The sequence below is a fragment of the Pseudomonas sp. P5_109 genome (assembly GCF_034009455.1).
Taxonomy (GTDB): domain Bacteria; phylum Pseudomonadota; class Gammaproteobacteria; order Pseudomonadales; family Pseudomonadaceae; genus Aquipseudomonas.
The window spans coordinates 1048383-1067707 of record NZ_CP125380.1; the positions used below are offsets into that span (position 1 = coordinate 1048383).

Sequence of the window (19325 nt, forward strand, 5' to 3'; positions counted from 1 at the left end):
GTTTTCTGCACGTTTCAGGGCAATAACGGCGGGCGTGCAACCAAAACGGTCAGCATTCCACCCAGTTCACCGCCAGTCCGCCCCGTGACGTTTCCTTGTACTTGTCGTGCATGTCGGCGCCGGTGTCGCGCATGGTGCGGATCACCCGATCCAGGGAGATGAAGTGCTGGCCGTCGCCGCGCAGGGCCATTTGTGTGGCGTTGATGGCTTTCACGGCAGCGATCGCGTTGCGTTCGATGCAGGGCACCTGAACCAGTCCGCCAACCGGGTCGCAGGTGAGGCCGAGATTGTGTTCCAGGCCGATTTCAGCGGCGTTTTCCAACTGCTCCGGGGTGGCGCCAAGCACTTCTGCCAGGCCTGCGGCGGCCATGGCGCAGGCGGAGCCGACTTCGCCCTGGCAGCCAACTTCGGCCCCGGAAATCGATGCGTTTTTCTTGCACAGGATGCCGACGGCAGCGGCGCCCAGAAAGAACGCGACGACGTCGTCGTCAGATGCCTCGGCATTGAATTTCATGTAGTAGTGCAGCACGGCCGGAATGATCCCCGCCGCGCCGTTGGTCGGCGCCGTGACCATGCGCCCGCCGGCTGCGTTTTCTTCGTTGACCGCCAGCGCGTACAGGTTGACCCATTCCATTGCAGACAAGGTCGAGGTGATGACATTCGGCTTGCCGATTTCCTGCAGACTGCGATGCAGTTTCGCCGCTCGGCGTGGAACATTCAGACCGCCGGGCAGAATGCCTTCGTGGCGCAAGCCTTGCTCGACACACTCACGCATCACCGACCAGATATGCAGCAGGCCCTGGCGGATCTCGGCATCACTACGCCATGCCCGTTCATTGGCCATCATCAGTTCACTCACCCGCAGCCCGTGCTCGTTGCACAACTTGAGCAGTTCGGCGGCGCTGGAAAAGTCGTAAGGCAGCACCACTTCGCCAGCCGGTGCGATACCGGACTCGGCTTCGGCCGCTTCGATGATGAAACCGCCACCCACCGAGTAGTAGGTTTGCTCGAACAGTTCACCGGATTCGCCGAAGGCTGTCAGGCACATGGCGTTGGGGTGGTAGGGCAGACTCTCGTCGAGCAGCAGGAGATCGCGTTGCCAGTCGAAGGCAATGTCCGTAACGCCTGCCAGAGGCAACTGAGCGGTTTCGCGCAGGGTGTTGATTCGGCTGTCGATGGTGGTGGGATCGATGCTGTCGGGCCATTCGCCCATCAGGCCCATGACGCAGGCGCGGTCCGTTGCGTGGCCGACGCCGGTCGCCGACAGAGAGCCGTAGAGGCGAATCTCCACGCGTCGCACGTCAGCCAGCAAACCCTGCTCGACCAGCTGCCGGGCAAAAGTTGCGGCGGCACGCATCGGACCGACGGTATGGGAACTGGACGGACCGATGCCGACTTTGAAGAGATCGAAAACACTGATAGCCATGCTAAAGCCTATACAAGCAATGGAAGAGGAATCGCCGCCATTTTTGTAGGACAAGCGCAATATGGACGATACTGACCGTCAAGGTCCTACGTGACCAACGAAACTTCCTAAGACATCCTTTAGCAGGACTAAACGATGAGCCGTCCATTACACGGCCAGACCTATGTCTGGCTGAACGTGTTTGCCTGTGCCGCGCGGCACCTGTCGTTCACCCGCTGCGCCGAAGAACTGCACATCACACCGGGAGCGGTCAGCCAGCAGATCCGCCAGCTGGAAGAGCGCCTGGGCTTTCGCCTGTTTCATCGCCGCGCTCGCGGAGTGGAATTGAGTGCCGAGGGCCAGCGCCTGGCCATTACCGTCAACGAGGCCTTTGGCAGCATCGACGCGGAATTGCGCCGACTCGACGCGGGCATGATCAGCGGGATTCTGCGGGTGCGTTCGATTCCGTCGTTCCTGAGCAAATGGCTGACGCCGCGCCTGCCGCGTTTGCAACAGCGTTTTCCAGACATCCAGTTGCGCCTGGTGGCCGAGGACAGCAGCGTGCCCTTGCATGAAGGGGATTTCGACCTGGCGATCGACCTCAACGATGGCAGCTACCCGGGCCTGTTATCCACAGCCTTGCTCGATGAGCAGATTTTTCCGGTGTGCGCGCCGAGCCTGTTGCGTGGGCGTCCGCCGCTGCATGGTCCGGCAGACCTGATGCACTTTCCCTTGCTGCACGACATCACCGCCTGGCGCGGCAGCTACGAGTACGCGGAGTGGGAGTTTTACCTCGATGCCATTGGCTTCGAGGGCGCGGATGTGCGGCGCGGGCATACTTTCAATCGCAATCACCTGACGATCGAAGCGGCCATTGCCGGAATGGGGGTGGCGATTGCCCGGCGAACGCTGCTCAACGATGAGTTGGAACGCGGGGCCTTGATCGTGCCTTTCGGCCTGGCGGTGCCCAATCACAAGCGCTACATGCTGCTGTACGCACCGGGGGCGTTGAGCCATCCGGGTGTGCGCGCAGTGCACGATTGGTTGGTGGAGGAGGCGGCTGCTTTTCGCAGCCTGCACCCGTTGGGGGAGCGGCAAATGTGAGCAATTATTACGTAAGAGCAGGGCGACCCAACTCCCGACCTTAACAGCGCTTTTGCCGGTTGTCCGGCTTTTTTTACGATTGAAAATTTATCTTTTTTTGGGGGTTGAATTGTTCAGCGTACAGACCGATTGTGTAAGTAAGAGGTCACGGTGATGACGCCCAAGGGCTTAGCTGACCGGCCTCTCGCGAGCTAGCTGAAATAAGGGATGAACTATGCAAATCCAAGTCAATAGCGATAACCATATTCAAGGCAGTAAACGACTGGAGGAGTGGGTACGTACGACCATTGAGAGCACGCTCGAACGCTACGAAGAGGACCTGACACGCGTCGAGGTTCACCTGCGGGACGAGAACGGCGACAAGCCCGGTCCCCATGACATGCGCTGCCAACTGGAGGCGCGGCCAAAAGGCCATCAACCGGTTTCCGTCACCCATAAAGCCTCCACCATGGAGCAGGCGATCGACGGAGCGGCCACCAAACTTGAACATGCGCTGGAGCATATGTTCGGCAAGTTACGCGGCAAACGAGCCAATGTGGTGCCCATCGAGAGTGGCGCCCATGCCGACCAGCTGCTGGAAGAAGAGTTTCTGGAAAACGAACAGGCGGCGCTTAACGGCTGACACCTGATTCACTTTTTACCTTCCCATGAGAACGGGCCTGCATTGCAGGCCCGTTTTGTTTTCGCCCGACCCTTTTGCATATGAGAATATTTATCATTAATATTGCGACCTTTCCGGCCCCCTGACGCTGTCGTGGCTTCACCGGTTTTCAGGTCGAAACGTGAACGATGATCACTCTGCCCCCCGAGCCCCACGATATCGAACGCGATCAACACCGCGGCGACCGTGCGCATTTTCTCCAGGTCTTTCTCTCCCAGCGTGCGCAAATGGAGGCGTTGGTGAATCGTCGCGTCGGTTGCCGGGCGACGGCGGCTGATCTGGTACAGGACTTGTTCCTGCGATTCTGGCGGCGGCCGCTGGTGCAGGTCGAGGAGCTCAGCACTTACCTGCTGCGCTGCGCTGGTAACATCGCCATCGACCATTTGCGCAGTGAAGGCACGCGCGTCCGCGCCAGTGAAGGCTTGATGGTCGAACCGCCGGACAGCCACGGCAGCGGCCCGCAAGCGGCACTGGAGGCGGGCAATGATTTGCGTCACGTTGAAGCCGCGTTGCGCGCGCTGCCGGAACGCACGCGGCAGATCTTTTTGCTCAATCGCATTCACGGCCGTAAATACGCCGAGATCGCCAAGGCCATGGGTTTGTCCCAAAGTGCCGTGGAAAAACATATGATGCGCGCCCTCGAAGCCTGCAAGGCCAGCCTTCGGGAAGCCGAAACGCGTACGCCAGGGAAAGCACCGTGAACAACTTCGAAAGCGTCATTCCGACGCCCGCTCAGGAGCAGGCCGCGCTGGCCTGGCTGAGTCTGTTGCATGACCAGCCAAGCAGCGGTGACCAGGCGACGTTCAGCCAGTGGTTGCAAGCCGACCCCGCCCATGCCGAGGCCTATGCCCGGGCGCAGGTTCTGTGGGAGCTGAGCGAAGGGCCAGCGCGCACGCTTGCCGATGAAGACGCCTTTGCCTTGCAGGGCTATCTCAACGCCATGGACAGGTCGCGGCGCAGCACGGTCGGGCGCTGGTCGGGTGCGCTGGCGATGGCTGCGTGTCTGCTGTTGATGATCAGTCTCGGCACAGGCTGGCAGCCAATGCGCTGGATCGATGACCTGGGGGCGGACTACGTCTCGGCACCGGGGGAAATCCGCACCGTCACCCTGGCCGATAAATCCCAGGTGACACTGGATGCCGACAGTGCCATCGCCGTGGATTTCAGTCGCGGCGAACGGCATGTGCAACTGCGTCGCGGCGCCGGATTCTTCAGCGTCACCCACACCGGCGAGCCATTTGTGGTGGACGCCGAGAAGGGCCAGGCGCGGGTCCTGGGCACGCAATTCGAAGTCCGTTTGCAGCCCCATGGCGCGCAGGTCACGGTGTTGTCGGGACGGGTTGGCGTGACGGCGGGCCAGGACGGCGAACAGCAAATTCTCAGCGCTGGCCAGCAAGTGGCCTACGGCGCAGGCTCGGCGGAAAAACTCCACGCGGTGGACAGCGAAGCGCAGTTGGCATGGCGCCAGGGCTGGCTCAATTACTACAAGGCGACGCTGGCCGATGTGGTGAATGACCTGAGCCGCTATTACCCCGGGCGGATCGTGCTGCTCAATGATGAACTGGCGGCCCGCCGGGTCAGTGGCAGCTTTCCGAGCCGGAACCCGCAGGCGGTGTTGAGTTCGTTGCAGGGGGTGTTGGGGTTTGAGCAGCATCAGGTGTTGGGGCATCTGATTATTCTGCGTTAAGGCTACCGGCCCCTTCGCGAGCAAGCCCGCTCCCACAGGAGGAATGCATTCCAAATGTGGGAGCGGGCTTGCTCGCGAAGGGGCCAGTTCAAACACCACATAAAGCTGATGAAAAATATTTTCAAAATGTGATGAGGTAAACCCGATTGCCATCCGTGTACTGACTGAAACTGCGAGTCATTCGCATCCGTTGCGGTTCTACACAGGTCATGAGCAATGAAGTCCAGGGCAAAATCGGGTTCGGTCAAACAATGGTTGGGTGTGTCTGCGTTGAGTTTTTCGGCATTGGCGTTGCTGCCGCTGAGCGTGGCGCTAGCCGCAGAGACCGGTAACAGCCAGCCACGTGGGCAATTCAGTTTTTCCCTGACCGCCAAACCGCTGCCCCAGGCCTTGAGTGATTTCAGCCGGGTGACCGGCATCAGCGTCGTCTACACCGATGAAGCGCCGTACGGCCTCAATGCACCGGCGGTCAATGGCCAGATGAGTGCCGAACAGGCGCTGCAACGTCTGCTCACCGGTTCGGGCTTGACGTTCCGCCGCACCGACGGCCACACCATTGCACTGGAGCCGCGACCGACCGAAGGCGCCTTGAACCTGGGCGCAACCACCATCACCTCGGTGATGGATGAGTCCATGAGTTACCAGCCGCCACCGACCTCTTCGGTGATGCGCTCCTCGGCCCCGATTCAGGAAATCCCGCAGACCATCAACGTCGTCCCGGCCCAGGTCATCCGCGACCAGGCGCCGCGCAATCTCGATGACGCCCTGGCCAATGTCAGCGGCATCACCCAGGCCAACACCCTGGGCAGCACCCAGGACTCGGTGATGGTCCGTGGGTTTGGCGACAACCGCAATGGCTCGATCATGCGCGACGGCATGCCGATCGTGCAGGGCCGTGGCCTCAATGCGAGCGTCGACCGGGTCGAAGTGCTCAAGGGCCCGGCTTCGTTGCTCTACGGCATCCAGGATCCGGGTGGCGTGGTCAATATGGTCAGCAAGAAGCCCGAGCTTGAGCATTACAACGCACTGACTGCGCGGGGTTCGAGCTATGGCGATGGCAAGAACGGCAGCGGCGGCGGTTTCGACAGCACTGGGGCCCTCGGCGATTCCGGGCTGGCCTATCGCATGGTGCTGGACTACGAAGACGAAGATTACTGGCGCAACTTCGGTGTGCATCGCGAGAGCCTGATTGCGCCGTCGCTGGCCTGGTACGGCGAAAGCACCCAGTTGCTGTTCGCCTATGAGCACCGCGAATTCCTCACGCCGTTCGACCGCGGCACGTTGATCGATCCACGGACCAACCATCCGCTGGACATCTCGCGCAACGAGCGTCTCGACGAGCCGTTCAACAACATGGAGGGGCGTTCGGACCTCTATCACTTCGAAGCCGATCACGAACTCAACGACAACTGGAAAGCCCATTTCGGCTACAGCTGGAACCGCGAGACCTACGACGCCAGTCAGGTCCGCGTGACCGCCATCGACACCAAGAAGGGCACCCTGATCCGCAGCATGGACGGCACGCAGAACGCGATCAGCACCGATCGTTTCACCACTGCCAGTCTGGAAGGCAACGTCAATGTGCTGGGCATGCAGCACGACCTGCTGTTCGGCATCGACGACGAATACCGCAAGATCTACCGCGAAGACCTGATCCGCCAGAAAAGCCGCACCCAGTTCAGCTACGTGAACCCGATCTATGGCCAGGAAGTGCCGGGCACCACTGTCAGCGCTCCCGACAGCGCGCAGACCGATGAACTGCGCAGCGATTCGATCTTCCTACAGGACTCCATCCACCTCACCGACCAGTGGATACTTGTGGCCGGTGCGCGCTTCCAGACTTACGACCAGTACGCCGGCAAAGGCGTGCCGTTCCACGCCAACACCGACAGCAACGGGCAGAAATGGGTGCCGCGCGCGGGCCTTGTGTACAAGTACACCGATGCCGTGTCGTTCTACGGCAGCTACACCGAGTCGTTCAAGCCCAACTCGACCATCGCGCCGTTGAGCGGCAGCAGCACCGTGCTTGACGGCGGCATCGCGCCGGAAGAGGCCAAGTCCTGGGAGCTGGGTGCCAAGCTGGATCTGCCGGGGCGCGTCACCGGCAACATTGCGCTGTTCGACATCAAGAAGCGCAACGTGCTGGTGGCCAACGCCGAAGGCCCGACCACGATTTACAGTGCCGCCGGCGAAGTGCGTTCCCGTGGCCTGGAAGTGGACCTGAGCGGTCAGTTGACGGATCGCTGGAGCATGATCGGCAGCTATGCCTACACCGATGCCGAGGTCACCGAAGATCCTGATTACAAAGGCAATCAACTGCAAAACGTGGCGAAGAACAGCGGCTCGCTGTCGGCTGTATACGACTTCGGCACGATTGTCGGTGGCGACCAGTTGCGGGTCGGCGCCGGGGCGCGTTATGTGGGGGAGCGCGCGGGCAACGCGGTGAACGATTTCGACCTGCCGAGCTACACCGTGGCCGATGCGTTCGCCACCTACGACACCAGGGTCGAAGGGCAGAAGGTCAAGTTCCAGCTCAATGTGAAGAACCTGTTTGACCGCACTTACTACACCTCGGCGGCGAGCCGGTTCTTTGTGTCGATGGGGGATTCGCGGCAGGTGACGTTGTCCAGCACCTTGGAGTTTTGACGGTAGACCGTGTCATCGTTCTTCGCGAGCAAGCCCGCTCCCACATTGGCCCGCGTCGCACGCAGATCAAATTGTGGGAGCTGGCTTGCTCGCGAAGGCGGCAAGTGTGGCGCCGAAGTTCCCGGGCCTAGCGCAAAAAAAATGCCTGTCGATACTCGCCGGGCGTTCCACCCAGGGCCTGGCGAAAGCGGTTGGTGAAGTGGCTGGCGCTGGAAAAACCGCAGGCCAGTGCAATCTCCCCCAGCGGTTGTGAGGTCGTGCGCAGCAACTCCCGCGCGCGGTTCAGGCGCCGTGCCAGCACATACTGATGGGGCGGCAAGCCAAAAGTTTCGCGGAACATCCGTGCGAAGTGGTATTCCGACAACGCGCACAAAGCCGCCAACTGACCAAGGCTGATGGTTTCGTCCAGATGGCTGTCGATGTACTCCACCAGATGCCGACGCTGATACGCGGCCAACCCACCTTTAAGGCGCAGGTCTTGCCGCGCATTGACCTGACTGAGCAGGGCATGGCTGAGCAATTCGTGAGCCAGGCTGCTGGTGAGCAGACGCTCGCCCGGTTCGTCCCAGTTCAGGGCGATCAACTGCCGAAAGCGCAACGCCTGTTGCGGATCGTCGAGAAAGGTCTGCTCGCGTAGCTGCATTTGCCGTGGCTCGCGATCGAGCAGGGTGACGCAACCGAGGGCAAATTGTTCGGGGCTGAAGTACAGGTGTGCCAGGCGAATGTCGCCATTGATCACCCAGCCTGACTGATGGTCGGCCGGCAGGATGCACAGTTTGTCCGGCCCTCCCTTGTTGCCGGGCTGGTCACGGCGAAAGGTGCCGGTGCCGCCGGCAATGTAACAGGACAACGTGTGGTGGCTGGGCGCTTCGTATTCCTGGGCGTCGTGGTGATTGCTCCACAAGGCTGCAGACAAGCCGTCACCGAGCTCGGCGCTGTGCTCGAGGCGAGCGTTCGGCGAGCGGTTGAGGGCTTGAAAGACTTGTAGGTTGTCCAGTGCGGCCATGATCGGTTCTCTCTAACGCCTTGCATCCTACTCCGTAGACGTTCCCCTGCCAGCCAGTCGCCAGACAAAAGCGCAAGTTTATGCAAGTGCGCGAAGGCGCGACGCGGGACACTGGGCACCTGTCGAGGAGCCTTTGCCATGAACCTTTCTTTGTATTTGCTGACCGTGCTGATCTGGGGAACCACCTGGATTGCCTTGAAATGGCAGCTGGGCGTGGTCGCGATTCCCGTGTCGATCGTCTACCGCTTTGGCCTCGCCGCGTTGGTGTTGTTCGTGATCCTGCTGCTCAGCCGGCGCCTGCAAGTGATGAATCGTCGCGGGCACCTGATCTGCCTGGCTCAGGGCCTGTGCCTGTTCTGTGTCAACTTCATGTGCTTCCTCACCGCGAGCCAGTGGATTCCCAGCGGCCTGGTGGCCGTGGTGTTTTCCACCGCGACGCTGTGGAATGCCCTCAATGCGCGGGTGTTCTTCGGCCAGAAAATCGCCCGCAATGTGCTGATGGGTGGTGCGTTGGGCTTGCTTGGGCTGGGCCTGCTGTTCTGGCCGGAACTGGCTGGGCATACCGCCAGCCCGGAAACCTTGCTTGGCCTGGGCCTGGCCCTGTGCGGCACCTTGTGTTTCTCTGCGGGTAACATGCTGTCGAGCCTGCAACAGAAGGCCGGTCTCAAGCCGTTGACCACCAATGCCTGGGGCATGGCCTACGGGGCGGCAATGCTCTCGGTGTGGTGCCTGGTCAAAGGCATTCCCTTCGACATGGAAATGAGCGTGCGTTACATCGGGTCACTGTTGTACCTGGTGATTCCGGGGTCGGTGATCGGTTTTACTGCCTACCTGACTTTGGTCGGTCGCATGGGGCCGGAGCGCGCGGCCTATTGCACGGTACTGTTTCCGGTGGTGGCGCTGAATGTCTCGGCGTTTGCCGAAGGTTACCAGTGGACCGCTCCGGCACTGGCGGGGCTGGTAATGGTCATGTTGGGTAATGTGCTGGTGTTTCGCAAGCCCAGGGCGAGTGCCGGTCCGGTGGCGGGAAAGTTGGCGTGAAGCTGTTCAGGTATCCCTTGCCGCCAACAAATAGATAATGCCGAAGAACATGTATTCAATTTGGATTTGTGCCCAGTAAAGGGCATTGGCCTGTTTGGAGTACTCTAAGTCAAACCATTCGTTTAGTATGATGATGTAAAAAGTCTGATACGTAAAAATGGCTGTAATAAAACCGCTTATGGCAAATTTCTTGGCTTCGTAGAACTCGCTGCGTGATGCATCGAGTTTACGATATAGTTGATAAAATCCAACTATGAAACTGCATGTGTACATGGTCTCGAGTGTGATCAGTGCCCAGTAAAAGCGGTGATGAAACAGGGGTGAGCTGATGGCGCGGTATCGGCGGGAGTCATTGTCGACGGTGTCGCTCATGCTGATGATTCGACCGATATATTCGGCGTATGCACTGTAGTCGGTAATATTGTTGATAAGTGTCGTTGTACCGAATAGTGCCGCCATGAAGATAACTATTAATTTGCTCCGTCTTACCATGCAGGAAGTGGTGAAATAGCTCATGCAGGATGCTCTCCGAATGTACGGTTGATACGTTCTTGTTTTTCGGAGTTTATAGCTGTTTAGATGCAGTGGGGGTAAAGAGTGCTTTGCGAGTTATGTCGCTTGTTATAAGGGGTTGGTGGAAAGTTGCTTAAGGTAGATACTTTGCAGGTTTTATATAAAGTGGCACGCCAATGATGACGTGCCATTGTTCAATCAGACTTTCCACACCTGCGGATTGACCAGATCCTGCGGTCGCTCACCCAACAAGGCACTGCGCAAGTTAGCCAGGGCACGGTTGGCCATGGCATCGCGGGTCTCATGGGTGGCCGAGCCGATGTGCGGCAAGGTCACGGCGTTTTTCAGCTGGAACAGGGGTGACTCGGCCAGCGGTTCTTTTTCGTACACGTCCAGCCCGGCACCACGAATGCGGTTGTTTTGCAGCGCTTCGATCAATGCCGGCTCATCGACTACCGGACCACGGGCGATGTTCACCAGAATGGCGCTCGGCTTCATCAACGCCAGTTCGCGATGGCTGATGAGGTGTTTGGTCTGTTCGCTGAGCGGGACCACCAGGCAGACGAAATCGGCCTCGGCCAGCAACTGATCGAGGCTGCGGTATTGCGCGCCGAGTTCCTGTTCCAGCCCGGTCTTGCGGCTATTGCCGCTATAGATGACCGGCATGTTGAACCCCAGTCGACCGCGTCGGGCAATGGCGGCACCGATGTTGCCCATGCCGACGATGCCCAGCGTCTTGCCATGCACGTCACAACCGAACAACGGCGCACCGACAGTGGCTTGCCATTGCCCGGCCTTGGTCCAGGCATCCAGTTCGGCGACGCGACGCGCACTGCTCATCAATAGCGCAAACGCCAGGTCGGCGGTGCTTTCGGTGAGCACATCCGGCGTGTTGGTCAGCATGATCCCGCGTTCGTTGAAGTAGGCGAGGTCATAGTTGTCGTAGCCCACCGAGACACTGGACACCACTTCCAGGCTGGTGGCGTTTTCCAATTGAGCGCGGCCGAGTTTACGACCGACACCGATCAGGCCGTGGGCGTGGGGCAGGGCTTCGTTGAATTGGGCGCTGATGTCGCCGTTTTTCGGATTCGGCACGATGACGTCGAAGTCTTGTTGCAGGCGTTCGACCATTTCCGGGGTGACGCGGCTGAATGCCAGGACAGTCTTTTTCATGAGGGGCGGGCTCGTCGGGCGGTGAAGAATGATGAGCACGCTAACATTCTTCACGGGATTTGTGCGAGTCGTCAGGCGGTCAATGCAAGCTTGCAGCTTGCGGGGCGTCATCCAGTTATACTGCGGCACTTCTTATACTGTGACATGCGGCTCGCTCACCGGGCCCGACACTTCATGCACCACCCGGAGCTTTCATGACTTCCCCGAAACAACCGCCGGTCGCCGACGCCCTGAGCGACGTGCAGGCAGAGCTGCCAGACAGCGTCGACTCCAGCGCCGACAGCGAAACCAAAGCCGAGATCCCGGCGTTCAAGTTCCCCTTCAAGCCGGGTGAGCTGGCAGCCGCCAAGGGCTCCAACCAGCCGTGGTACAAGAACGGTGCCAAGAACGGCCACACCAAGACGCCGGGCATGGCACCGCCGGGGACGCGTCGGTCGATGGGCAAGCGCTGAGTTTTTATCACCGCGGCGTCTGATCTGCCGTCTTCGCGAGCAAGTCCGCTCCCACATCTGATCGCATTCTCATGAAAGAACGCGGTCCCCTGTGGGAGCGGGCTTGCTCGCGAAGGAGCCGGCATAAACACTGCAAATCCCGAATCAAACCGCCCGCAACGATATAAACGAGTAATTCGCCGGCGCATCCGTCGCCACTTGTGCACCTGCGTCCAGCACTTGCCCGGCAATATCGTCCCCCGACACATGAAACAGCCATTCGCTGCCCCACTCAGGCAAAGTTTGTCCCGCCAGTTCATCGACGATCGTGGCGAACTCCACCATATCCGGCAGATAAGCGGTAAAGCCGTCCCCCTTCAGGGCTGTCGTGCGAATGCCCAGCAAGGCGCAAATCGCATCCTTGGTCTGAATGTCATCGCGATCCGCCTGGCGGGAGCGCTGGATCAGTTCCGATAACTCCCGGTCGACCAGATTGCCGCCGACGATCAGCTCCGGCCCTGTTTCCCACGACTCAGGCGGACATTCCTTCACGGCTGTGTTCAGAGGTATGTGCGGATTGATTTCCATCGGATAGATGCGGCATACCAACGGCCGGCGTTCGTAGATTCGGCAGAGGTTGTCTTCGTCAAGATTTCGGCAGGGGCCGACATTGTAGGCGGCGAAGGTGATGGCCACATACGCCTTGGATCCGCCGCTGCACACCGCCGTCGAACGGCGTTCGGCGTGTTCCCGTTGGTGCACCGGCAGGCCCAGGCCGTTGTCCAGAAACGCCTCCACCAGCACGATCACCTGACCTCCGTCGGCTGCCCACATCCGGGCTTCGCTCAGGGTCAGGGGTACATGGTGGTCGTTGCAGCATTTGCCGCAGCCTACGCAGGAAAACCTCGTATTCATTGAGTGTTGATTCGCATCACAGGGAATAAAATGGCGACAGAATGCCGCCACGAAAGCCGCTATCGAAGCAAGTTATGCGCCACTCAGTTGGACTTGCCGGCCGTGCGGATGGAGTCCCATTCGGTGACGTACGCGGTTTTGCTCTTTTTGTTGTAGAGGCACAGTTCGGTGCCTTGGGCGCCTTTCATGTGTTTTTGCGGGTACTGGCCATGGAGCAGCAGCGCGGTGTAGCCGACCCGGTCATCGAACTGCGCGGCGTTGCCCACGGGTTTGGCATCCTTCAGGCCGCTGGCCTTGGTGCAACTGGCGAGTACGGCTTTGTCGTAGGCGGCCCAGGCGTCGGGGCTGGAGGCGTGGGCCTGGGTGGCGAGGGCGGTGAGGCAGAGAATAGTCAGGGTTGCTGCTTTCATTGTTCAGGCTTCCTTGGGCTGAATGGCCAAGGCAGGAGTATGCCTGAAGGTTTTGTGGTGGTTGTGTCAGCCTCTTCGCGAGCAAGCCCGCTCCCACAGTGGTCGAGTGTGGCCACAGATTTTGTGTACGACGGGTAACCTGTGGGAGCGGGCTTGCTCGCGAAGGCGGTATCAGAGCGGAACCGGCTCCCGGCGGACCGCATACATCCCGACGCTTTCATACAAGCGCCGCGCCCGAAGATTGTCTTCACGGACCTTGAGGTCCACGAAACCCTCACGCCGCTGCTGGAACAGCATGAATGCCTGCAACAACAATGCACGCCCCAACCCTCGTCCCTGAAACCGCGGGTGCACCACCAGGTTCTTGATATAGGCACTGGTCCAGCACTGACACACGCCCACCACTTCTCCGGCATCCTGGGCAATCAAGCACAGGGCCGGGTCATATTCCGGATCGGTTTCGAACTGCCGTTGCCACATCTCCAGCGCGGCGACACGACCACCACCGTCGAGATAACCGAACTCCATCAGCCGGTGCACGGCGGTGGACAGTTCGGGGCGGTATTTGCTCAGTTGCAGGCCAACCGGCCAATCGGGAGGCGGCACGACGACAGAAAGGTCGCGCCGCATCAGCCAGCAGAATTCTTCGTTCAACACTCAATAACCCTGTTCGGCGACAGCCTTGGCCGCGGTGATCAGGCACTGGGTCAATTCCGGCGAAGAGAACTTGGTCAGCACCGCGTTCGCCCCTGCCAATCGTGCTTTCTCGGCGTTCATCGCACTGTCCAGCGAGGTGTGCAGCAGTACATATAGATGGGCGAAATCCGGAGTTTCCCGCAGGGTACGGGTGAAGGCGTAGCCGTCCATCTCCGACATTTCGATGTCCGAGACGATCAGGTTGATCTGCTGCGCGGTGCCTTGCAGGTCCAGCAGGCAGTCGATGGCTTCCTTGGCGCTGCGGGCCGTATGGCATTGCAGGCCGAGGTTACGCAGGGTGTGCACCGATTGCTGCAAGGCCACCTGGCTGTCATCGACCACCAGGATGCGCGCGTTGCCGAGCAGTTCGGCGTCTTCCATGCTCAGTTCGGTCGGGGCCATTTCGATTTGCGCCGGGGCGATGCCGTGGATGACTTTTTCGATGTCCAGCACTTGCACCAGGGTGCCATCGACCGACGTCACACCGGTGATGTAGGCGCGCAAGCCACCGGAGCCGAAGGGCGGCGGGCGAATGTCGGTGGTCAGGCAATGGACGATCTTGCTCACGGCCTGCACGTGCAGGCCCTGCTTGGAGCGGCTGACGTCGGTGACGATCAGGCAGCCGCCGTTCGGGTCTTCCAGCGGGCGCTCGCCAATGGCGCGGCTGAGGTCGATCACCGACAGCGAGGCACCGCGCAGGGTGGCGATGCCTTTGACGTGGGGGTGCGACTCCGGCAGCCGGGTCAGCGGCGGGCAGGGAATGATTTCACTGACCTTGAGCAGGTTGATTGCCATCAGCTTGCCGCTGCGCAAGGTAAACAGCAGAAGCGAAAGTGAGTCTGCGCGGGCTTTGGTGGAGGACATATGAACCTTCTCTGGAAAAAGGTGGCGGGCGATCACAGGATCGCCAATGACTTCGATGCCGGGTTATCGACTTGTCGGGGGCAGGCTTTAGGGGCAATACCGATCTTGGGTCAAACGGTGGACCATTGTGGCGAGGGGGCTTGCCCCCGTTCGGCCGCGAAGCGGTCGTAAATCCGGCGATTCGGTTTGATTGGTGGAAAGCTGGGGCCGCTTCGCGACCCAACGGGGGCAAGCCCCCTCGCCACAAAGACTTCACTCACCCTATAGCGACGCTATTTCATCCCCAACCGCTTGGCCATCCGCCCCAGGTTCGCCCGATCCAAGCCTAGCTCACGGGCCGCGCTTGCCCAGTTGTTGTTGTGCCGTTCCAGGCAGGCACCGATCAATTGGCGCTGATAATGCTCGGTGGCCTCGCGCAAGTCGCCGGTCACCATTGGCGTAACGGCGGCGACGGGTTGCTCGGCAGTGGTTTCAACGCTGGCGTCGGGCAAGTCCAGGTCGGCGGCGCTCAGGCTGAGAATCTTCGGCCGTTCCTTGCAGTTGCCCAGGGCTTTCAAGGCGCTACGGCCGATCAGGTGTTCCAGCTCGCGCACGTTGCCGGGCCAGTCGTAGGCCAGCAGCGCGGCTTGGGCATCGCTGTTCAGGCGCAGGCTGTTGAGGCCCATGCGCGAGCGGTTCTGCTCCAGGAAATAACCGCTGAGCAGCAGCACATCGCGCCCGCGATCGCGCAGGGCCGGGACCAGCAGCGGGTAAACACTGAGGCGGTGATAGAAGTCGGCGCGGTAGCGGCCGCTGCGCACTTCTTCGGCGAGGTCGCGGTTGGTCGCCGCGATCAGACGCACGTCGACCTGATGCTCCTTGTCCGAACCCAGTCGCTGCAGCTGGCCGCTCTGCAGCACCCGCAGCAACTTGGCCTGCACGGTCAGCGACAACTCACCGACTTCATCGAGAAACAGCGTGCCGCCATTGGCCAGCTCGAACTTGCCACGGCGGTCGTTCATCGCCCCGGTAAAGGCGCCGCGGACATGGCCGAACAACTCGCTTTCCACCAGGGTATCGGGCAGCGCGGCGCAGTTGAGGCTGATGATCGGCTTGTCGGCGCGGGGCGAGGCGGCATGGATGGCCTGGGCCACCAACTCCTTGCCGACCCCGGTTTCACCCGTGATCAACACGGTCAGGTCGCTGCCGCCCACCAGGCGGATTTCTTCGACCAGCCTTTTATGGGCCTTGCTCTGGCCAATCATCTCGCGATTCTGCTGGCCGCTGGCCTGGCGGTAGACCTCGGCGCGTTGATGTTCATCTTCGACCCGGATGTTCAAGCGCTCGATGCGCTCGGCGGCGTTGACCGTGGCGGCCGCGAGGCTGGCGAAGGCTTGCAGGGCATCCAGTTCGATCGGTTCGAAGCGCTCCGGATCGAGGGCGTCGAGGGTCAGCAGACCCCATGGGCGCTCGTCGATGAACAAGGGGCAACCCATGCAGTCGTGAACTTCCAGATGATCATCCAGGCCATCGACCAGGCCGTCATAGGGGTCTGGCAAGTCGCTGTCGGCAGCGAATCGGGTCGGGCCGGGGCCGCTGAGCAGCGCTTCGAAACGTGGGTGCTCGCTGACCTTGAAGCGCCGACCGAGGGTGTCGGTACTCAGGCCGTCGACGGCCAGTGGCACCAGCCATTCACCATCAAGGCGCAGGAGGGCGGCGGCGTCGCATGGGAGCAGGGCGCGCATTGCTTCCAGCAGGCGGCGATAACGCTCGCCCTCGGGCAGTTCGCGGGACAGATCGGAGACCAGGGGCAGCAGGGCAGTGAGCAGGGATTTTGCAGTCATAGTGACTCCATGTAGTCGGTATGACTATAAAGCAGGCGCTGTCTATATGACTATTAAGTTTTTAACATATTGATTTATAAGAATTAAATAGTTGGCACGTAAGCTGATAAGCATAGGGCAATCCGTTAGCAACCCAAGAAGACCAGGAGTCACCTTATGCTGAGCGCTCAAGACCGTGCCATCGTCAAATCCACCGTGCCGCTGCTCGAAAGCGGTGGCGAGGCGCTGATCACGCACTTCTACCGCATGATGCTCTCCGAATACCCGCAAGTCCGCCCGTTGTTCAATCAGGCCCACCAGGCCAGTGGTGATCAGCCGCGAGCCTTGGCCAACGGTGTATTGATGTATGCGCGCCATATCGACCAGCTCGACCAGTTGGGCGACCTGGTGGCCAAGATCATCAACAAGCACGTGGCCCTGCAGATCCTGCCGGAGCACTACCCGATTGTCGGCGCCTGCCTGCTGCGGGCCATCGCCGAAGTGCTCGGCGAAGAGATCGCCACCGCGGAAGTGATCGCGGCCTGGGGTGCGGCGTACGGCCAACTGGCGGACATCCTGATCGGCGCCGAAACCAGCATCTACGACCAGAAGGAACAGGCACCGGGCGGCTGGCGCGGGGCGCGGGAATTCATCGTGGCAGGCAAGGTCGAGGAGAGCGCCGAGATCACTTCGTTCTACTTTGAACCTGCGGACAAAGGTCCGATCCTGGTGGCAGAACCCGGCCAGTACATCGGCATGAAACTGATCCTCGACGGTGAAGAGATCCGCCGTAACTACTCGCTGTCGGCGCTGGCGAACAACGGCCAGTACCGTATCAGCGTCAAGCGTGAAGCCGGTGGCCGCGCCTCGAACTACCTGCATGACCAGCTGCATGTCGGGGCGAGCATCCAGTTGTTCCCGCCATCGGGCGAGTTCACCCTGACCGCCAGCGACAAGCCGTTGGTGCTGATCAGCGGCGGCGTCGGCATCACCCCGACCCTGGCAATGCTCGAAGCGGCACTGCAAACCCGGCGGCCGGTGCATTTTATCCACTGCGCGCGCAATGGCAGCGTGCATGCCTTCCGCGACTGGATCGATGGCCTGGCCGAGCGTCACCCGCAACTCAAGCGCTTCTACTGCTATGCCGAAGACGACGGCGTGAGCCCGGTGGCGCACAAGGTCGGGATGTTGAGCCAGCAGCAGTTGCATGCATGGCTGCCGGAGCAGCGTGACGTGGATGCTTACTTCCTGGGGCCGAAAGGCTTCATGGCCGCGATCAAACGCCACCTGAAGGCGCTGGGTGTGCCGGAGAAGCAAAGCCGTTATGAGTTCTTCGGGCCGGCAGCGGCGCTGGAGTAAGGGGTTGCGGCGGCTCGGGAGACCGAGTCGCCTGCTTCGCGAGCAAGCCCGCCCCCACAATTTGGAATGCGTTCCTCCTGTGGGAGCGGGCTTGCTCGCGAATGCCACACCTCGGTTCTGAATTGAAAAAAGCTGGAAAGTTAATCCCTCCTTAACCGCCTTATCGTCTATTCCCCCCCGAATCCCCCTCACACGCTCCAGACTCTCAAAGGTCCGGGCCAGCGTGTAGACTGGCGGGCAATCGATATCTTCAAGGGAAACGCGATGAGCGATGAATCCATGCGGTTGGGGCGTGAACGGCGCTATCTGGTGTTGTTGGGCATCATTTGCCTGGCGCTGATCGGCGGCGCGCTGTACATGCAAATTGTTCTGGGTGAGGCGCCTTGCCCGCTGTGCATCCTGCAGCGTTATGCGTTGCTGCTGATCGCGATCTTCGCCTTCATCGGCGCCGCCATGCGCAACCGTCGCAGCATCACGGTGTTCGAAACCCTGGTGGTGATCTGCGCGCTGGCTGGCGCAGGCGTTGCCGGGCATCACGTCTTTACGCAGTTCTATCCTGCGGTCAGCTGCGGCATCGATGTACTGCAGCCGATTGTCGATGATCTGCCACTGGCGAAGATCTTCCCGCTGGGTTTCCAGGTCGACGGTTTCTGCTCCACGCCATACCCGCCGATCCTCGGTCTGTCGCTGGCGCAGTGGGCGCTGGTTGCCTTCGTGCTGATCGTGGTGCTGGTGCCTGTGCTGACGTCGCGTAACCGCAAAGCGCTGCGCTGAGGTCATCTACCGCCACGCATTGTCGGACAATAAAAGCCCCGGCCCTCGCAGAGAGGGCCGGGGCTTTTTTTGTCTTGCCGGGGGCATTTCAGGGGCCAGGTAAAAAGACCGTGATGTGCGACAGCCAAGGGTGCGACACATGTGCGACATGTTGTCACAGAGCCGGTGTCGCAGGGCGTTGAGGGGGACCGGATTGGTACATGGAAACGTAACGAAATTGGGCTGTTTTGCAGGCTTGCGGTTTTTTCCGTTCCAGGTACGAACAGACAGTTTTAACAGCGTCTGGCGAATGGCCAGAGCCCCCGTCATATCGGGCCTTGGACAAGGTAAAGGGCAGTGAAGCGCCACCCGATACTGTCTGAACTGTGGGTGGTAGGCCTACTTATTTTGGTGTTTTTGTTGAGAATTAATTTCGATAAGATGCGCCACTTTTGCGAAAACGGTTAATGATTGTTGCCGGTTCGGATAAAAATTATTTCGGGATGAGACATGGTTTATAGGGCGTTACATATCTACAATCGCCCGCACTGAATTCCCGACACTGCTCAAATCTTAACCAGGCTTGAGCAGGAACAGGGTGTCGAGAGGTCTGGTGGCTTCATGCGATGCCCAGGTGTCGGAGCCTCCAACTATCCGCACCAAATGGAATTGGTCTGTAACAAGGCCTTTGACCACGAATTCGAATAAGAACTCACCGCACGCCCAGGATTTGTCGTACAGCGTCTGACGCACGACGGGCATGCCCTTATTCAATCCAAGAAAAATGCCAACCCTTGGCAGGGTGAAGTGTTGGCGATCAAAACCCAACTGCATTGCGCAAGCTGCTTTAGAGGTCGTG

At 60.2% G+C, this 19325-nt stretch carries 19 protein-coding genes; 9 read left to right on the forward strand and 10 right to left on the reverse strand.

All coding sequences use genetic code 11. The annotated features are described in order from the left end of the window. Positions 1-49: 49 nt before the first annotated feature. A complete protein-coding gene (locus tag QMK54_RS04535; protein WP_223589209.1) occupies positions 50-1426 on the reverse strand; it encodes an L-serine ammonia-lyase in 1377 nt (458 codons plus the stop codon). Positions 1427-1561: 135 nt separating this feature from the next. On the opposite strand from QMK54_RS04535, the gene QMK54_RS04540 reads away from it, so the two are divergent. The 5 genes from QMK54_RS04540 (at position 1562) to QMK54_RS04560 (ending at position 7503) form a co-directional block, all read left to right on the forward strand. After that, complete coding sequence (locus QMK54_RS04540) at positions 1562-2509, forward strand: LysR substrate-binding domain-containing protein (protein ID WP_110659401.1); 948 nt, start codon at positions 1562-1564, stop codon at positions 2507-2509. Between the two features lie 214 nt (positions 2510-2723). Next, on the forward strand, positions 2724-3131 hold the full coding sequence (locus tag QMK54_RS04545; protein WP_007970346.1) for an HPF/RaiA family ribosome-associated protein: 408 nt from the start codon (positions 2724-2726) through the stop codon (positions 3129-3131). A 167-nt stretch (positions 3132-3298) separates the two neighbouring features. Beyond that, entirely contained in the window at positions 3299-3871 is a 573-nt protein-coding gene (locus tag QMK54_RS04550) for an RNA polymerase sigma factor (protein ID WP_110659400.1), read from the forward strand. Next, positions 3868-4857 (forward strand): FecR family protein, encoded by a 990-nt coding sequence (locus QMK54_RS04555; RefSeq protein WP_320402131.1) that lies wholly within the window; start codon positions 3868-3870, stop codon positions 4855-4857. Before QMK54_RS04550 ends, QMK54_RS04555 begins: the two co-directional genes overlap by 4 nt. Before the next feature lie 216 nt (positions 4858-5073). Beyond that, the gene (locus QMK54_RS04560; RefSeq protein ID WP_320402132.1) at positions 5074-7503 is read left to right on the forward strand and encodes a TonB-dependent receptor; all 2430 of its coding nucleotides are present in this window, start codon (positions 5074-5076) and stop codon (positions 7501-7503) included. A gap of 127 nt (positions 7504-7630) precedes the next feature. Here the strand turns inward: QMK54_RS04560 and QMK54_RS04565 are convergent, their stop codons facing one another. Continuing rightward, a complete protein-coding gene (locus QMK54_RS04565) occupies positions 7631-8509 on the reverse strand; it encodes an AraC family transcriptional regulator (RefSeq protein WP_320402133.1) in 879 nt (292 codons plus the stop codon). 138 nt (positions 8510-8647) lie between these two features. Here QMK54_RS04565 and QMK54_RS04570 point away from each other — a divergent pair, with 138 nt between their 5' ends. Continuing rightward, entirely contained in the window at positions 8648-9550 is a 903-nt protein-coding gene (locus QMK54_RS04570) for a DMT family transporter (RefSeq protein WP_110659397.1), read from the forward strand. A 6-nt stretch (positions 9551-9556) separates the two neighbouring features. On the opposite strand, the gene QMK54_RS04575 is transcribed toward QMK54_RS04570, so the two are convergent. Beyond that, complete coding sequence (locus QMK54_RS04575) at positions 9557-10066, reverse strand: DUF2165 family protein (RefSeq protein WP_110659396.1); 510 nt, start codon at positions 10064-10066, stop codon at positions 9557-9559. Positions 10067-10261: 195 nt separating this feature from the next. Beyond that, positions 10262-11236 (reverse strand): 2-hydroxyacid dehydrogenase, encoded by a 975-nt coding sequence (locus tag QMK54_RS04580; protein ID WP_223589222.1) that lies wholly within the window; start codon positions 11234-11236, stop codon positions 10262-10264. 194 nt (positions 11237-11430) lie between these two features. Between QMK54_RS04580 and QMK54_RS04585 the strand changes: the two genes are divergently transcribed. After that, positions 11431-11688: a hypothetical protein gene (locus QMK54_RS04585; RefSeq protein ID WP_103394221.1), complete on the forward strand. Its 258-nt coding sequence runs from the start codon at positions 11431-11433 to the stop codon at positions 11686-11688. Between the two features lie 144 nt (positions 11689-11832). Here the strand turns inward: QMK54_RS04585 and QMK54_RS04590 are convergent, their stop codons facing one another. From QMK54_RS04590 to norR, 5 genes are all read right to left on the reverse strand, one after another. Further along, entirely contained in the window at positions 11833-12582 is a 750-nt protein-coding gene (locus tag QMK54_RS04590; RefSeq protein WP_320402134.1) for a YkgJ family cysteine cluster protein, read from the reverse strand. An 83-nt stretch (positions 12583-12665) separates the two neighbouring features. After that, positions 12666-12992 (reverse strand): hypothetical protein, encoded by a 327-nt coding sequence (locus QMK54_RS04595; protein ID WP_110659393.1) that lies wholly within the window; start codon positions 12990-12992, stop codon positions 12666-12668. Positions 12993-13163: 171 nt separating this feature from the next. Next, positions 13164-13622 carry a GNAT family N-acetyltransferase gene (locus QMK54_RS04600; protein WP_320402888.1) on the reverse strand — a complete coding sequence of 153 codons (459 nt, stop codon included), beginning with the start codon at positions 13620-13622 and terminating at the stop codon, positions 13164-13166. A 27-nt stretch (positions 13623-13649) separates the two neighbouring features. Continuing rightward, positions 13650-14552, reverse strand: a complete 903-nt coding sequence (locus tag QMK54_RS04605) for a chemotaxis protein CheV (protein WP_007970363.1) — start codon at positions 14550-14552, stop codon at positions 13650-13652. Between the two features lie 272 nt (positions 14553-14824). Beyond that, complete coding sequence (gene norR / locus QMK54_RS04610) at positions 14825-16375, reverse strand: nitric oxide reductase transcriptional regulator NorR (RefSeq protein WP_223589228.1); 1551 nt, start codon at positions 16373-16375, stop codon at positions 14825-14827. Positions 16376-16531: 156 nt separating this feature from the next. Here norR and hmpA point away from each other — a divergent pair, with 156 nt between their 5' ends. Both hmpA and QMK54_RS04620 read left to right on the forward strand, forming a co-directional pair. Continuing rightward, positions 16532-17713, forward strand: coding sequence for an NO-inducible flavohemoprotein (gene hmpA / locus QMK54_RS04615; RefSeq protein WP_110660127.1), 1182 nt, complete (start codon positions 16532-16534; stop codon positions 17711-17713). 264 nt (positions 17714-17977) lie between these two features. After that, on the forward strand, positions 17978-18487 hold the full coding sequence (locus QMK54_RS04620) for a disulfide bond formation protein B (protein WP_110660128.1): 510 nt from the start codon (positions 17978-17980) through the stop codon (positions 18485-18487). A gap of 552 nt (positions 18488-19039) precedes the next feature. On the opposite strand, the gene QMK54_RS04625 is transcribed toward QMK54_RS04620, so the two are convergent. Next, on the reverse strand, positions 19040-19300 hold the full coding sequence (locus QMK54_RS04625; RefSeq protein WP_110660129.1) for a hypothetical protein: 261 nt from the start codon (positions 19298-19300) through the stop codon (positions 19040-19042). Between the last annotated feature and the right edge of the window lie 25 nt (positions 19301-19325).